The following is a 16,723-nucleotide window of genomic DNA, read 5'->3' as shown; positions in this document are numbered from 1 at the left end:
CCAAAAACTCGCCTTTGAATTACATAAGTACTGGTTCAATGATGACACAAATCAACAATCTGCGTTGGATTATGCATATGACGAAACTTTTACTGCGTAATTCGAAATCTGGAAAATACGACATCAAGCGATATAACTATTGACGAAACAATGAAATCTAGCGAATTTGCATAAAAGTATTAAAACGAAATACAAACGACGCAGTTTTCGGGCCGATGCAATCCGCGATTAAACAAAGAAAAATATTGAGGCTATAATGTAGCGGTTTTTGTTTGCACGTTCGGCTTTATTTTCACTAATTTATGAGATTCATCCTTGAATCCCCTCGACGTTTTTCACAAAAATAAGTGAGGCAACGGAAAGTGCCTTCCGTTGCCCCACCAGAATCGTGGGCCGGCTGTGTTTGCAATGCCGACCCACGAAATCTCAACGCCTCAGCGCCTAGCGCCGCAGTAAATCGGTGCTGCGGCTTCGGGCCTTGACCGCTTGGGCGGTTACCGCCTCACCTCACTCGTGGCGCGCGTGGCGTGCCTTGCGCGATGCTCCTGCTGCAAGGATGCTGAACGCCAGCATCAATGCAACCAACGCAACCACGGCAATCAAAGCAACCGCAGAACCCGTCGTCGAAAGCTTCGGCGCGGCAGGCTGCTGAGGCTGAGGATGACCCAAAGCCGGAGGCTGGGCGCCGGGGGTGACGACCGGCTTCTTGCCGTTCTGGAACCGGGCGTGCTGCTCAAGCCCGTCGGTCGGATTCAGCGGCAAGTGCGCCGGCGTGGTGAGATCATGGCCGGCCGGAGGAGTGACCTCGGTGATCGTCCATTCGCCCCACGGGAGGTTCGGTACCTTGAACTTGCCAGGCGTCGGATCCTGGTCGATGCCGGTGCATGGCCCGGCCGTGCAGTCGGGAACGTCCATGCTCGCGTTGTTCGGACCACTCAGATGCCAAGTGGAACCGGGCAGCAGCGTAGTGCCGTCCTCGTCGAAGCGTGACCATTCCACGGTTCCCGGGATGTCCTCGTCGGTCAAGGTGATGACCACATCCGCATCTTGAGGCACATTGAAAGTGCCGTCGGGGTTGATGGCAATCGGTGCCCCGCTGGCGAGCGCAACGTGGATGTCGGTCTGCTTGTAGCCGGCGTTCAGGAGCTGACGAACCGAATAGACGCCGGAAGGCTCGTACGTGGCCGCGTCGAGCGTTACGTTCTTCGCGCTGCCGCCCTGCGGAACCAGGTTGATTCGCGAGCCGTCACCCGCCGCCGTGCCGCCGTAGCGGTAGTTGCGCACCAGATGCACCGTCAGCTTGGGCTGGTGGCTTTTGACGGTTCGCACGCCGGAGACGCTCTCGCCGTCGGCGATGGCGGCCTGCGCCTGGGTAAGCGTCAGCGGGACGCTCGGGTCGCTGTCCTTGTGGTAGACGATGTCGCCGACCTGCTCGTAATCGGGCTTGCTGCTGCCGACCACGGTGAAGTTGCCGGTGGGCGCGTCCTGCGTCACACCTTCGTTGAAGGTCTCACCGCTGCCACCAGCCGGGGTGACAGTGAAGTCGAAATCGTTCGACGTTGCGGTGCCATCGCCCTGAACCACCGTGGAAAGCGTCAGGTGGGCTCTGCCCGGCGTCACCTCCTGGGTGCAGACGACGTTCTGGCCGTAGTTGAGCGGGACCTTGCCACTTGCCAGAGGCAGCGGCACGGAATCGTTCAGCACGCACTTCAGATCGCTGCTGATGGTGTAGCCGGGGCGGGCGCTCATGTCCGTGGCGACTTCGTAGTTGCTGCCGGGGAAGAGATGAGAGGTGCTGTCGGGCATGGGAACCGCGGAGCCACCAGCCGGGGTGGCCGTTACGGGGAAGTCTGCGGGAACCGCGCTGCCGCCGCGAACCACGGTTTTGATGGTGAGGCTTGCGGGTTTGCTGGCCACCTTGCGCACACCGGTGACCGACTGGCCGTTGGCGATGGCGATCTGCGCCTCGCTCGGGGTCAGGGGATTGCCAGTAGCGTCGTCGGTGTAGGTGATGTCGCCCATCTGAACGTAACCGGGAAGCGCGGAGCCGACCACCGTGTACTTGTTGGCGGAAACCTCTTTCTGATCGTTTTGGTTATAAATGACCGTATCGGTTTCATTGCCGCCGTCGGGCGTCACGCCGAACTGGAAATCGTTGGGTGTTGCGGTGCCGCCGTTGGCGTTGTCGACTTCCGTCTTAAGTGTCAGCTTGCCGGGCAAATCTTCCAGCACACGGAAGCCGAATGCCTTGTGGCCTTGGGCGAGCGCGAGTTTGGCGGCGCTGAGCGTCAATGGGTTACCGTTTTCGTCAACATAGGTGATGCCGTTGTCCTTGTAGCCAGCGGGAACGGCAGAGCCGGCAATCGTATAGTTGGCGGGAGCCACGGTATGCGAATCGCTGCCGTTGGTGCTCTGGTAGTTGTAGACGTGCGCGGGATTGCCGTCATCGGCGGTTGCGGTGAAGGTGAAATCGCTGGCCTGCTTGGTGCCGCCGTGGTTGTTGTGCACCACCGTGGTCAAAGTCAATGCCGGATCGGGAGACGACGTTTTCAGGTACACGCACTGCACATCCGAATCGAAGCTGGTGGGCATGGTCAGATTGCCGCTGCTGTCAATCGGCACGTTGGCGTTGCCGTTATTGATATCAATACACTTGACCGATGAGGTGTAATCGGCCGCAACGCTGGTCGAACCGGAGGCAAGATTGGAAGCGAGAGTGTACTCGTAGCCGGGCCCGACGCTTCTGGGGCCGACCTGCACGTGCTGGATGCCGTTATCACTGCCGGTGGTGGTTACATTGTTGATTTCCTGACCACTGCTGGTGACGTGCACCGTCATGTTGAACTGGTCGTCGGCGTGCTTACGATCGCCGGCGATGTTGGTGAGCACGCTGATCGTGGGAACATGCACATCGGCCTTGTAATCCTCGACCTCGCCGGAACCGCTGGTCATGCCGGTCGGCTGCATATCCATGATGTTGCTGGAACCGGGAGCCTTCTGGTCTGTAATACGCAAACGCATATAGGAAGGTGCTCCCTGGCTTGAAATCTGGCGCTTCGCGTCGCCCGGTAGCTTCCAGGTCAGTGTCGCGGAATAGCCGGTGGACGAGGTGCCGTCGGCCGTGCAGGCCATCTGGTTGCTGGCTTCGGCGTTCCTCTGAGCATTGGAAGTCGCCTGATCCGGCTCGAAAGTTCCGTCGTGGTTCCAATCGATCCAGCCGCGCACGTCGCCGGAACCGTAACAGCGGACCTTTTGGCTGAATGTGCCGTCCGCGGCGGGCATCACATCGATGGCGTGGGTGGAGCTGGGAATATCGACGCCATCCTCGTCGTTGACCACATCGCCGGGGGCTGCGGCGAAGGCCGAATCGCCGTTGGCATCATCCCAGTCGGCGTCGGCATCGAAATGAGGCGACGCCTCGCCGTCCTCATGCGCTCCGAGTCTGGGGCTCGGCGCCTCGGCTTGGGCGACCAGATTTGCGTTGGCGCCCATTCCATCCTTGGCTGCGGAAAGGTTGAAAAGCTTGCCACCGACCATGCTGGAGTCGGGGTCGTACTGGTCCTTGGTGCTGTAATCGGTGCTCGGAATGTCGCCATTGCCGAGCTCGCCGCCTTGCCAGGAAGGCTGGAACATGGAACCGGCCACACCGAAGCTTTCAGGTGCGTCACCGAAATCGGTGGAGACGATGCTGCCCAGGGCCACGGCCGTCTTGCCGCCGCCCTTGAGCGTCACCGTCGCGTTGGTGGAGCCTTGAAGGAACATCGTCGAGGACGGGCCGGTGCCGCCGGAGTTGGCGCACTGGCCGCCATCGGAGCGGAATCGCATCGTGCTGCCCTTGAGTTCGGCCACGGAGTTGGTGGTGCAGCCGGGAGTGCGGTAGCTGTCGAGCAGACGCCAGGCCGGGCTGGTGCCGTTCTTCGGGGTCGCCTTGATGTATTCGCTCTGGTAATACGTCCAGTTGTTGGATTCGGCGTCGGCGAAGACCAGACCCTGCAGCGGGACGTTGAAGAAGTCGCTGCCGGAGGTGTTGGTGGATTCGTTGAGGTTGCCGCTCGGGTCGCCGCTCGAGTTGATCAGATACGCGGAGCAGCTGAAGTCGAACGTCACCTTTTCGGCGTCGTTGGTGGTGGCCAGGCCGATTTTCATATTGTTGCCGTAACCCGGTGCGCCGTCGAAGTACATCTGGCCCAAGCCGTCGCCGCCGTAGTGCCCCGGCCTGTAGACCGTCACGGAGTTGGACGACGAAAGCGCATCGGTTGCACCTGCCGTCGGCTCCAGCGAGCATCTGGTCGACATCCACTTGCTGGGGCCCGCCTCAACAGGCTTGGTCCAGGTCACTTTCGAGCCGGAGATGGCGTTGCCTTCCGCGCCCCATTCCACCCAGTTGATGGCCGTGCCCATACGCCCGTTGCCGCCGGTGGCGGGAATGGCGTTGGCGGTATTGGTGAACGCCACGAATCCTGTCAGCAGCATGGCTATCGTACCGACAATTGCAGCAATTTTAGTGAATAATTTATTGTATATTCTGTGAGAAGTTAAGTACTTAGGCACTTCTTCGTCTCCCGTCGCTTTCTAAGAACTTTGCGAGAAGCAAGCTGTTTCAAGTATTTTCAGCTACTTTTAACTTTGTCACAAGAAAGTATTCAGCATTACAAAAGATGCATATTATGCGTCAAGCGAAGTCATATATGCATAAGTTGTATAACAAAATGGGTTTTTAAAATGTATTGCGCAATACAATAGGCAGTTAACAGAAATGAACTAAATTACACATGAAAGCGACACGCCCGGACATAACAGACCACCGGAATTAGCACAATCAATCAGGAAAAATCAATGGACAACAATCACTGAAGAACGGCTACTTACGAGCGATCATTCTTCGTCTTCGTCGTCTTCCATTTCCTCATGGATCTTCAACGCGCGGCGCAGCGACGAAACCGAGCCGAACCCGCAGCGGTCGCCAATTTCCACCAACGTCAGCGACGGCTGGCTCTTACGCAGCTCCAAGGCCGCTTCGGTGCGAGCCCTGCGAACCAAAGCCGTGAAATTGGTATCCGCCTCCTGCAGCGCAAGCTGGACGGTGCGCACGGAAACGTTCTCATGCTCGGCCGTCTTGGTGACACTCAACGCAGGATCGGTGTAGTTTTCGGCGACGTATTTGCGCACCCGCTCGATCAACGGCATCACGCTCATGCCCTGGCCGAAGCACGCGATGAGCAGCGAGCGCGCGACGTCGTTGGCCACGGTTTCCAGCGTATCGACCATCTGCGAGTGCTGGTTGTTCAGGTTGCAGGCGCTCACCACGAACGCGAGGAGCGGCTGCAGCGAAACGACGTCGAGCTTGGAATTCTGCCCCATCATCGAATAGGTCTTGTAATCAGGAAGAATCGTGGCGAACAGGCGCGAGGAAAGGCTTACCCCAATGAGCTCGTTGGCCGTTGCACTGGTTTTAAAGACGGCATCCGCGGTTTCCGGCGGAATAAGGAAGACTCCGGGGCGGCGCTTCAAGATCTGGTTTTCGGCCGTGCTGATTTCGACGTGGCCGTGGAGCAGGAAAACCATGGTGGCCATTTTGGCCGTGGACTCATCGCGGGTCCATTCCATGACAGTGGCCGGCAGGGTGATGTGCGAGAAGCTGACTTCGGGGAACGCGGCGGAACGCGCAGGAATCCTTGCGTGCTCGCCCGCGATGCGGATATGTCCGCTGCCTACGGGATCGGCGGTGTCGACGCGACGGCCGTTCTGGCCGGCGGGGGAGTAATCGGAGTTTCTGACGGAATTGGCGGCATTGGTACGCAACGTATTCACGCCTGGTTTCGCGGAACGCACGTCATCGGGCCTTCCGTTCCTCAGCGAATCGTTACGCACAAACATATCTGAATCCTACCGTCCCTTACTCAGTCCGAGCCACGCCCGTTGAAACAAGCATAGTAACCAATCGGGCCAACGTAACCCCCATTGCCAAAGTTTATCGTATTGCAAAAGCTAGCGTATTGCAAGACTGCTGTTTCGCGGTTTGCGTTGCATCATTCTCTTCGATTCGGGCTAGTTTATTATTGCGGGTCCAGGCTACATTATCATTGCCAGATTATTGCCGGATCATTGCCGGTTTAACTTTCTTTATTATCGTTTATTATCGTTTTCTTCATTGCTGCCATTATTGCAAACTTGGCCTCCGCCAGTACCTCTTTCTTTATTACCTCTCTTATTATCACTCAGCCTGATTTCCATTAGCTTCTTTTTCCTTGTTATGCGCGGCTTGGCTTCCATCAGTATCCCCAATCTGTTTTCCGCCATTATTGCCGGACTTGATGTCCTTGAGCTCGGCGGAAATCTCCTTCAACAGATCGACGGTCTGCTGGTCGGTGCTGATCTCCTTCTTCTCGTCCTCGTCGTCTTTCTTCTTGAAAATCGACTCGGACATATCGCGAAACTTGTTGATCGGCACGAGAATGCAGAAATAGACGGCGATCGCGATCATCAGGAAGTTGAGCAACGCGCCCAAAATCGCGCCGAACGAGATGGTGGAGTGGTTGAAGGTGAAGGTCAGCAGGTTGTTCATGTTCGGCTTGCCGAAAATCATGGCAATCAGCGGGTTGATGAGGCTGTTGACGATCGAATTGACCACGGAGGTCACCGCAGCGCCCATAACCACGCCGACGGCCATGTCGATCATGTTGCCGCGCGAGATGAATTTCTTGAATCCTTTGAACATGCTGGCCTCCTGGCTTCGTATTACCTACATTCTATCGGTTTCGGGCCGCAGCACCATACGCAAAGGGCGCTGTTTCGCCCAATCTGCGCGCACTTATTCACAGGTTGCTTAATATTTATCGATGTCGATAATCATAAAAACACTACGGTGCACTACGCAAACACCATCAACCCCAGAACCGTGCGATTTCGAAATGCTATATATAGAATTATCGGACTTACTATTTCACAATGAAATTCATCAGAATTTACTTACATCTATACATCGTTATTTATGTTTCCATTCCGTTAACAGGACGAAAAAATATCCGCTTTTTTTGAACGCGCCCTTTCACCAGACTCGCCGAATTCTTACAATAAAAATCGGCAATACCAACTCAACAATGGAGTATCAATGCTGAATAATGCATACGTCAAGCGCGTCTATGCGCAAGTCGAGAAGCGAGACGGTGACCAGCCGGAATTCCTGCAGGCCGTTCGCGAGGTTTTCGAAACGTTGGAACCGGTTGTCGAGAAGCATCCGGAATATGAGAAGAACGGCATCCTCGAGCGCTTGGTCGAGCCTGAGCGCGCCATCAAGTTCCGCGTCGCCTGGGTCGACGACGAGGGCAAGGTGCAGGTCAACCGCGGCTACCGCATCCAGTTCAACTCCGCCATCGGGCCCTACAAGGGCGGCCTTCGCCTGCACCCGACGGTGACCGAATCCGTCATCAAGTTCCTCGGCTTCGAACAGGTGCTGAAGAACTCGCTGACCGGCCTGCCCATGGGCGGCGCCAAGGGCGGCTCCGACTTCGATCCGAAGGGCCGCAGCGACGGCGAGGTCATGCGCTTCTGCCAGGCCTTCATGACCGAGCTGCAGCGCCACATCGGCCAGTTCACCGACGTTCCCGCCGGCGACATCAACGTGGGCGCACGCGAGATTGGCTATCTCTTCGGCCAATACAAGCGCATCCGCAACGAGTATTCCGGCGTTCTGACCGGCAAGGGCCTTGAGTTCGGCGGCTCGCTCGCCCGCACTGAAGCAACCGGTTACGGCCTCTGCTATTACACTGCCGCCGCTTTGCGCACTTTGAAGAACGATTCGTTCGAAGGCAAGACCGTGGTCATCTCCGGCTCCGGCAACGTCGCCATCTTCGCCATCGAGAAGGCGCAGGAAATGGGCGCGAAGGTCGTCACCTGCTCCGATTCCAACGGCTATGTCTACGATCCGGACGGCATCAAGCTCGACGTGGTCAAGGACATCAAGCTCGGCCACCGCGGCCGCATCAAGGAATATGCAGATCGCGTCGCCGGTGCCGAATACCACGAGGGCAGCAAGGGCGTCTGGACCGTTCCGTGCGACATCGCGCTGCCCTGCGCCACCCAGAACGAGGTCGACGGCGAATCCGCGGCCGCGCTGGTGAAAAACGGATGCAAGGTCGTGTGCGAAGGCGCGAACATGCCGTCCACTCCTGAGGCAATCGAGACCTATCAGAAGGCCGGCTTGCTCTACGGACCTGCCAAGGCTTCCAACGCCGGCGGCGTCGCCGTTTCCGGCCTCGAGATGAGCCAGAATTCGTATCGTCTCTCCTGGACCTTCGACGAGGTCGATGCCAAGCTCAAGGACATCATGGAGAACATCGTCGCCACCTCCCTGGCCGCCGCCAAGGAATACGGCCACGAGGGCGATCTGATGCTCGGCGCCAACGCCGCCGGCTTCGTCAAGGTCGCCAACGCCATGGTCGCCCAGGGCGTTTGCTGAACCCATATCCTTCCACTAAACCGAGCGTATCTGTTCGACTACTGAGCAAATCCGCACGCTCGTAACGACGAAACCCGCCGCTGGCACACGTCAGTCGGCGGGTTTATTATGTTCGCCTTCCCAAGATTGTTATCATAAAATAATTTAATTCAATATATAATAAAACACATTGATGAGTTTCTTTTGCAATATCAATAGATCGTCCGAGGAGCAACGTGGCATATTCCGATACAATCAACGCCAAACTGGCCACCCTCGAGCGGCGAAGCCAGAAGGTCGAAGCCCAACGCCGTGAGGCCGAACAAAGCCTGTCGGCTTGTCAAGATATCCGCAGTCATCTCAAACAGCAACGACAGGAATTCGAAGACCGCCAAGACCAGAGGCGTGCGGCGCTCTACCGCTTGCGAGAGGACGCCCCGCAATGCCGCGGAGCCGAGCTTTTCCTCGATATGATGACCAACCAAATTCAGGGAAGCCCCTACATCAATGTCGCCGACAGCTACGACGAAACCCTACACCACATCGACGGCCAGGTCGAAGAGCAGGAACTGCAAATCAAGGATTGCAGACGTCAGATGGACGATATCGAAGAAGACAAAACCTATTACAAGAAAAAGCTGAAACGAGCCAAAGAGGAAGAGCAGGAAATGGCAAGAAAACAGCAAAGGCTTGAATCACAAAGGAAAGGGGAACGGTGATGGCAGAAGATCCGAATCTGGTAATCGACGACAGCTACGTCAACAAGGTCGGCAATTCATGCAACAGCAAGGGAGGGTCTGTGGATTCCCTCTTTGAAAACTATCTGAATATTCTGCAATTCGTCGCCGATGAAGGCGTGCCCGCAGGCCAATTCCATGACGCAATCGTGGCTTTCAAGAACGTGGTCTCAAGCCTGTACGGCAACAGCCAGTCCCGCCGCCTGCAGTCTATTGGAAAATCCTTCTCAACCGCCACCGATAATTTTATCAGTCAAGTCAAAAACGACGGCAAACCACTTTACTGATTATTGAACGCAAAGAGGAAAAATGGGTAAACCAATATCAATGAGCATCAGCACTATGGATGATGCCATCAAACTGCTTCGCATACTCGCCAACGATTGTGCTCCTTATAACGCAGCCGACAAACAAGGTGGCGGTGCGGTAATCGACACCATACACGGTGTAGACCAATCGTACAGCACCATGGTGCAACAAATGGAAAATCTGTTCTCAAGCACCGCTACCTTCCTAGAAAAAGCCCGAAACTCTTACAAAAACAGCGACGACAGGGCCTCCTGGCAGTTCAAAGGCTGACACAGCAGATTACCGAAACAGCACAGGACAGCCACGATAAAAACATCCGCAAGACAATACAACAGGGGCAAAAACCATGGTAAGCAGAGACTTCCGCGAAAGCACGAAACAAAAATACCTGCATGACGTCGACCAAGTGTGCGCTGATCAGGGAAGCAGGCAGGATAAATTCTGGGATGGAGTCGGCAAATTCCCTGGCATCGGCTGGCTTATCAACGAAGGTATCAAAGTCTTCCAAGGCCAAGACGAGTATGAAAGCCATCTGATAGATATCAACAACACGACCCGCCAACAAATCCAACAGATCTGGGACAATGTCAACGGCGACGCCAGAGGTTATATGACAAAATTTGCGGCAACCGGTGCCGACATAGATGGTTTCACCAATCAGCTCAAGGCTCTTACCGACACCATTAAATCAAAAGGTTCATTCACCGCCGCCAACATCAACGGGAAACTCAAAGCAGGAGTCAACGACTATATCAACATCGAAAAATATCTCGCAGAAATTGCCGGCAAAGGTCTTGATGTGAACACCGCAACGAAAGACCCTCATACTGCCGTTGAAACGCTCAAAGCCATTGCGCAGTTTGCGCTCGACCACTCGCCGAGCCTCAAAGCCAATGAAACATGGACCATGGACCTCGGCGGGGGACTGCTAATAATAATCGGTTTTCACGTTTCCGACTACAACGGAGGCAAAGGCACCATAACCCTCGATATCCCGGATGACGTTTTTGAGAACGAAAAACTCCGACTTAGAGACATGCTTTCTGCGAGCAAAAATGGTATTCACATTGACACTGAAGGCAGACTGGACACTAATGGGTGGGTGAGTGATAACAACAACAATGGCGTTGATTTCGACCAACAAACAGGCACTATTACTGGATCATGGCACAAAACCGATCACGGTCAGACCGAAAAAGTCGCTTTAAAATTCAATTTCAATACACACGAACTCACTATAACCTCAGCCGTTGAAGACCAACTGCCCAATGGCACCACCAGTACAGATATCACAATGCAGACCACCAAAGATTTTCACTGGCATATTCCAAATAACCCTCCTGCACCCGTTACAGTAACCGACCCTGTAGTAATGAAAGCCCTAGATCGAATTAAGGCAGCAATGGCAAACCTACATGCCCCTGCTGTAGTAATAACCTATGTCATTGATGATCTTTTCATCCACTTGTTGACTCCACAAATGGCAAAGGCCATCGTCAACATGTCCGAAGCCGCGCTCATGGCATGGCTTATTGCATCTCTCATCGCAGCCGGGATACTTGATCCGGTGAAATAAACACAAATTGATGTTCATTAGCATTCTGAAGCATATCTATTCCATTGATAGAAGACTGTCAATTTTGTTATATCCATCGTTCCAAACGAAATGCAATTAGAAAGAACGGTATCATGCATACAAAAACACGACTTAAATCAACCATCATCTTGATGATTACGGTTTTATGCTTATCTGTTTCTCTTGCCGGATGCGGTACCGGCACACCAAGCACGGAAAACCAGAGAGCTCAATCACAGAACACAGCACCCAAGGAAGAGGATGCCGACAAAAGCAAAACCAAAACCATCACCTACGACAAATTCTTCGTCAAAAATTACATGTTTCTGAATGACAGAAACACTCCCGAAAAAGTGGCCAAAGTACTCAAAGACCAACACGACGATTACACCGACGCGTACGCCACACCCGACGGTGGCATAATCGCCACCGCAACCGAAAAACAATTGAAAAACAAAATCAACGAAGGCCTCAAGGAACGCAAAGAATTCGAACAGACCTTCAACAAAGACGCCAAGGAAAAACACAACGGCTACCGCTTGCAGATCAGCAAAGACGGCAAAACCCTCTCGCTATGGTGCGACAACCAAGTCAACGACAAGGAATACCTCACCACCCTCGGCAGCATACCCAAAATCAACGGCGACCTCTACTACCTGAACGGCGGCACCGGACCATGGGACATGCAGATCAACCTCTACGACTGCCACACAGGACAGCCAACCCGACAATACCTCTGGTCACAGGATCCATACGGCAAAGGCAACGGCTGGCACAACCTATAACCAAAAGCTAAAATTCCCGAATTGATGCAAATGACGACACCCATAAAAAGAACGGCACAGATGAGCACTGAAGTAGACGACATTCCCAACACTGACACCACGATAACCATTCTCGACGAAGCCGTCGCGATACCGCTGCCGGACAACTATGAGCAGCGTCCGGCCATCCAGACCAGCGACAAGGGGGTAGCCGATTACCTGGCGATATACGACAAACTAAAAGCTAGCGGAATTCCAAGCGAACCAGACGGCAAACCCGACGGCAAGACCATCCAACTCATACTTGATGCGCTATCGAAAATCACCGTCCTGCGCTGCAAAACGGATACGGCTTACGTCATCGCCCAGCCAAGCGAACGGCCCTGGCAAAAAGACACCGACACCGGACTCGCCGCCCTACGCCAAACACTCACCGAAAAGAACCCGAACGCAGAAATCATCCAATACGCCACCAAGCACTACAGCGATTTCACAGAAGAGGGCACATACAACAGCAATGACATCGGTATGCTTGGCTACCTTACCAACCCCAAGACACCGGATTCCCGATACAACGTCACGATCATCTTGCCCGCGCACGGCAAGGAGGCAATGATCTCCATGACCTCCTCCACCGAGCACCTGCTCGCCCGAGCCATGGAATTCAACCACATCGCCGACTCCATACAGCTCCTCGAACCCAACGAGCCTGCCGGACCCGAACCGGACCCTCCCGAGGATGCCACGAAATGACAAACAGATACCACCACACTCTCCGAATCGCGATAATCCTTATCACGACTATGCTTGCCGCCGTTCTGCCGTTGGCCGCATGCGGCACAGCCACACCAAGCACGAAAAGCCCGAGAGCTCAATCACAGAACACAGCACCGAAGAAGAAGCAGGCCGACAAGAGTAAGACCCATATCATCACCTTCGACACCTTCTTCGTCCAACACTTCATGTTTTCAAAGCAATTCACGACTGCGGAACAGGCAGCAAAAGGCCTAGAAGAACAAGGAAAGGACGCCTTTCCAAAAGCCGATGCCCAACCCGACGGCTCCATTACCACCACACTCACCGACAAACAGCTCAACAACGATATCGATTGGTACACCAAAGGAAGACAGCAAAGCATAGACCTCTTCAAGCAGGCACACACTAGCACACCACCCAACTACCACTACCAGCTCTCCAAAGACGGCAGAGAACTCACCGTCTGGCTCGATAAAAACATCGCCCAAGGCAGCTACATGGCTATCCTCTTCGACATCCCAGTGACCACAGGCTACCTCTACTACTTGCATGGCGGCACCGGACCATGGGACGTACACGTCACCATCAACAACGTCCACACCGGCCAGACCGTCCAGCAATACCTCGCCTCACAGGCTCCCAGCGATTTCGATCGCAACACCTTCGGCGACTAGACACCAAACCCATCCACCAAAATGCATAAATATGAGTAAACGAATACAATATCTTGCCACGATTCTTATGATCTTAAGCGTTATGGTGCTGCCAATGCAGGGATGCGGCCTCGGTTCGAAAGATATTAGCAATCAGACGGACAAGCAATCCACGAGCCAATCCAAAAAGCACACAGAAAACAGCCCGGACAACACCAAGACGCAGGATATCGTCTTCGACCCATTCTTCGTCAAATACATCATGAGCGGCGAAAAGCAGGATACCGCCCAAAAAGTAGCGGCTGACATGCAAACCAGGGTCCCCGAAGACTACACGAAAATCACCGCCGGACAGGACGGCAGCATCGTGGCCACAGTCACCGAAAAACAACGACAGAAAAACATCAAATGGCACCAGGAAATGAACTCAAAATTTGAGCAAACCTTCCTATGCAACGGGAAAAAGCCATGCTCCTACCGATACAGGCCCTACGAAAAAGACAGAAAACTATCCGTCTGGCTCGACAAAAACATATCGAAACTAGGTGCCAGTGCCATTCTCTATGGCAACCCTCTCTCATACGGTTATCTTTACTACCTCAAAGGCGGCACCGGACCATGGGACATGCAGATCACCGTCTACAACTGCCACACCGGCAAGATGGTCCAACAATTCATGGAATCCCAAAGCCCCGGCGATTTCGACCCCAACACATTCGGCGCCTAAACACTGTCATCAAAACGTCGGAATTCCAACGATTTCCTTTTTGCTGCTCATTTTCATTGTATTGTAATATATGAACTCCACAATGAAAAACGAACGCCAAAGAATATGCATAAGGCTCAGCCAAAGCCTGCTGTCAAAAATATGCACCCTGGCTTCCGACAGTCATCGCGGCCACCGATAACGTTGATAAACAATACATATCGGAATATAATAACCGCATCAACCGTTTGCAACAGCGCAACTGAGGAGCGACGTGAATAAAGCACCGGAAACCGAAGACGCTCAACAACCGAATGAGTGTTACAGGAACGATTCAACCCCGCCCTATCCCGTATACCTTAATTTGTTGATCACCAAAAGAGTTAACCGATTTCACCGTAGAGCGGGGTGGATTCTACTCGTCGCCGGATGCCTCATATTCGTAACGGGTTTCTCTATATTGCTTACCACAAGCCCCGGTATTCCAAGCTTTTTAGCTTTTCTATGCATGCTGGAATCGATTCCCTTCGCATGCTTGGGAATCGTGGAAATAAGGCGAACTAAGAAGAAAACGAAAAGAAACGCATTGTGGTACTCAATGATGGGGAACCTTGCCATTGCAATCTCAGGCACATCATTTCTTTTATTGCCGGTAGTCGTAGTTGGTTTCCCTTCTTATAGTTTGTGGTCTCTTTTGGTCACGGCAATAGGGTTGATCCCTGCCCTTTTTGCGATTATCTCGCAACGTAAAGTTGACGATAAAGCCCAACGATTTTTAGACGACAAAGAAACGCTGTTGCAAGAGCGAACGCCAACGCCAAAACTTCCCACAGAAGCTGAATCAGCTTCGTCAAGATTGCGTTTCAAAGATGAATTCGCCGGCGAAGATCTTAAACCGAATGATCTGGATTCCAAAATTCAATACAAATATTCCGGCTGTCAACGTTTGATGCCTTATATCGTCATTCTTTCTTTAATGGCAATTTTTATTTTGACCCTTTGGGAAATTACCGCGGAATTGCAATTCCTCTCGCCGATATCGTGGTCGGTTTCAATTACACAATGCACCATTATCGCAATGGCATGCGTTGGTTATTACCGAATATATCTGCATCCAGATTACAGATGGCTTGCTGCCTTAAAAGGCACAATGTATCTCTCCGTTCTATTCGGCGTCCTGTCCATTCTCGTAGCCATATTCCTGCCCAAGTTTGTTCCGCAAACAATATGCGCAACGGCATTTACACTATTCATCATTTTTCTCTACAGATGGCTGGTAGCCAACACCGAACGGTATTAAAGTTGCAGAATCCGGCCGAGATTGGCCGAGCCCAAGGTCTTAACCATCATGCTCATAGCCAACGTAAGCCGAGATATTGCAAACTTCTAAAAATAATTAAGAACTTTTGGCATAAACTTCTAAAAATTTTTTAGAAGCTACAACGAGAACGGACAAAGCCAAAAACGGAACAGGGACATTTTGCTAAACTTCTTCATCCACAAGTTAAGCTAAAACCGCTGCCATTCCCGTTCAGTGGCTTACCTTAGCTCAAAGGCAGATTTAAATAATACATACTCGGAAATTACTCGGCAGCTACTCGGCAATTACTCGACACCATCGGATTCACCGAGCCCATTATTCAAAGAATAATACTGAGAAGGATCGTTCGGACTCGAACCATGCCATTGCAAAACATTTTTATCTCTCAGCCCCTTCAAAACTGTCCGAACCGTTCTGGGACTACGATTAATGCGCTCAGTTAATTTTTTTACCGTTATCCGTCCTTCAGCATAAGCTAACTGCACTGCAGCCATCTCATACCCAGACAAAGCATGTAGCACTTCCGGACTAATTTGTCGCTCAAGAGAATCATTGTTGCGCAACACGCGAGAGGTAATGCTATTCTCCAACGTCAACTGAACTTTCGCATGCTCAGGTTCCGAATAAACCGGATCGTTCAAAAATGCGCTCTGCATCTCGGTATAAATACGCTGTACACCCTCATTAAGTTCTCGAGCCCAGCCAAATTCTACTAAAGCACGGGCAATACGCGGATTACGAGCATAACGCGTAGTACGCATATTATTGAGAGTGACAATGTTAGGCAACGGACCAGGACTTAATACTTCCAATCTGTCGTCATACATAGAGATACGGATATAATCACCTTGGAATGCGTAATCACGGTGGATAACAGCATTGACCAGGCCCTCAAACCATGCGAATTCAGGATATTCGGGAATAGTTCCAAAACGACCATCTTCACCCAAATACTGGAATTCCCTGAGCATACTAGATATCAATGCAGATGCATTTTTGATTGTTTTCGGTATAGGACTATCAAATGATTGATCTTTCAAAATATTGATTTGCCGACCCGTCCTCATATGATTACCTTCGAATCGAAGGACACGCACTCTCGCCTGAGGAAGAAATTGCGTCGGATCCTTTGCGAATAAAAGCACTCCAGCATTGGTAAGATGATCTCCTATCAAGAATTTGCGACTTCGAAGTACTTGCTCATCCGAAAGATTATCGCCGTGAATTTTTTGCTTATAATCATCAAGCACTTCATGGTCGATATCTTCAATATCCGACCATTGAACTATTTCGTCTTCAAATATGCGCTGATTCTTATCGTATTCCAGACGCATAATCTGACTATGAGTCAGCGCAACACTTTTATCACCGACACGTAAATAGACTTTCTTGTCATCTTTACGATGAATCACACAATCATCTGAAGCAGCAACATCTAACAATAACACTTCATCATTCTCACCG

14 protein-coding genes are annotated in these 16,723 nt (G+C 52.5%); 10 read left to right on the top strand and 4 right to left on the bottom strand.

Going from position 1 to position 16,723, the window contains the following annotated elements:
* Positions 1–507: 507 nt before the first annotated feature.
* The 3 genes from OZX62_RS00130 to mscL all read right to left on the bottom strand — a co-directional run bounded on the left by OZX62_RS00130 (position 508) and on the right by mscL (position 6,718).
* On the bottom strand, positions 508–4,455 hold the full coding sequence (locus tag OZX62_RS00130; protein ID WP_277176048.1) for a CshA/CshB family fibrillar adhesin-related protein: 3,948 nt from the start codon (positions 4,453–4,455) through the stop codon (positions 508–510).
* Between the two features lie 420 nt (positions 4,456–4,875).
* Positions 4,876–5,877: a helix-turn-helix domain-containing protein gene (locus tag OZX62_RS00125; protein ID WP_277176047.1), complete on the bottom strand. Its 1,002-nt coding sequence runs from the start codon at positions 5,875–5,877 to the stop codon at positions 4,876–4,878.
* 337 nt (positions 5,878–6,214) lie between these two features.
* Entirely contained in the window at positions 6,215–6,718 is a 504-nt protein-coding gene (gene mscL / locus OZX62_RS00120; protein WP_277176046.1) for a large conductance mechanosensitive channel protein MscL, read from the bottom strand.
* A gap of 393 nt (positions 6,719–7,111) precedes the next feature.
* Between mscL and gdhA the strand changes: the two genes are divergently transcribed.
* The 10 genes from gdhA to OZX62_RS00070 all read left to right on the top strand — a co-directional run bounded on the left by gdhA (position 7,112) and on the right by OZX62_RS00070 (position 15,238).
* Complete coding sequence (gene gdhA, locus OZX62_RS00115; protein ID WP_277176045.1) at positions 7,112–8,458, top strand: NADP-specific glutamate dehydrogenase; 1,347 nt, start codon at positions 7,112–7,114, stop codon at positions 8,456–8,458.
* Positions 8,459–8,673: 215 nt separating this feature from the next.
* Positions 8,674–9,156, top strand: coding sequence for a hypothetical protein (locus OZX62_RS00110; RefSeq protein WP_277176044.1), 483 nt, complete (start codon positions 8,674–8,676; stop codon positions 9,154–9,156).
* Complete coding sequence (locus OZX62_RS00105) at positions 9,156–9,461, top strand: hypothetical protein (protein WP_277176043.1); 306 nt, start codon at positions 9,156–9,158, stop codon at positions 9,459–9,461. Before OZX62_RS00110 ends, OZX62_RS00105 begins: the two co-directional genes overlap by 1 nt.
* A 22-nt stretch (positions 9,462–9,483) precedes the next feature.
* Positions 9,484–9,753, top strand: a complete 270-nt coding sequence (locus tag OZX62_RS00100) for a hypothetical protein (protein WP_277176042.1) — start codon at positions 9,484–9,486, stop codon at positions 9,751–9,753.
* Between the two features lie 76 nt (positions 9,754–9,829).
* Positions 9,830–11,059 (top strand): hypothetical protein, encoded by a 1,230-nt coding sequence (locus tag OZX62_RS00095; RefSeq protein ID WP_277176041.1) that lies wholly within the window; start codon positions 9,830–9,832, stop codon positions 11,057–11,059.
* 113 nt (positions 11,060–11,172) lie between these two features.
* Positions 11,173–11,844 carry a hypothetical protein gene (locus OZX62_RS00090; RefSeq protein WP_277176040.1) on the top strand — a complete coding sequence of 224 codons (672 nt, stop codon included), beginning with the start codon at positions 11,173–11,175 and terminating at the stop codon, positions 11,842–11,844.
* A gap of 60 nt (positions 11,845–11,904) precedes the next feature.
* The gene (locus OZX62_RS00085; protein ID WP_277176039.1) at positions 11,905–12,576 is read left to right on the top strand and encodes a hypothetical protein; all 672 of its coding nucleotides are present in this window, start codon (positions 11,905–11,907) and stop codon (positions 12,574–12,576) included.
* Positions 12,573–13,253, top strand: a complete 681-nt coding sequence (locus tag OZX62_RS00080) for a hypothetical protein (RefSeq protein ID WP_277176038.1) — start codon at positions 12,573–12,575, stop codon at positions 13,251–13,253. Before OZX62_RS00085 ends, OZX62_RS00080 begins: the two co-directional genes overlap by 4 nt.
* Positions 13,254–13,284: 31 nt before the next feature.
* The gene (locus OZX62_RS00075) at positions 13,285–13,959 is read left to right on the top strand and encodes a hypothetical protein (protein ID WP_277176037.1); all 675 of its coding nucleotides are present in this window, start codon (positions 13,285–13,287) and stop codon (positions 13,957–13,959) included.
* Positions 13,960–14,536: 577 nt separating this feature from the next.
* Positions 14,537–15,238 carry a hypothetical protein gene (locus OZX62_RS00070; protein WP_277176036.1) on the top strand — a complete coding sequence of 234 codons (702 nt, stop codon included), beginning with the start codon at positions 14,537–14,539 and terminating at the stop codon, positions 15,236–15,238.
* Between the two features lie 305 nt (positions 15,239–15,543).
* On the opposite strand, the gene OZX62_RS00065 is transcribed toward OZX62_RS00070, so the two are convergent.
* A complete protein-coding gene (locus OZX62_RS00065; protein ID WP_277176035.1) occupies positions 15,544–16,701 on the bottom strand; it encodes an ATP-binding protein in 1,158 nt (385 codons plus the stop codon).
* Between the last annotated feature and the right edge of the window lie 22 nt (positions 16,702–16,723).

The sequence above is a fragment of the Bifidobacterium sp. ESL0690 genome, assembly GCF_029392315.1.
In the GTDB taxonomy this organism is placed as follows: Bacteria; Actinomycetota; Actinomycetes; order Actinomycetales; family Bifidobacteriaceae; genus Bifidobacterium.
The sequence above is the reverse complement of the archived record's forward strand: the minus strand, read 5'-3'. Positions and strand labels throughout refer to the sequence as shown.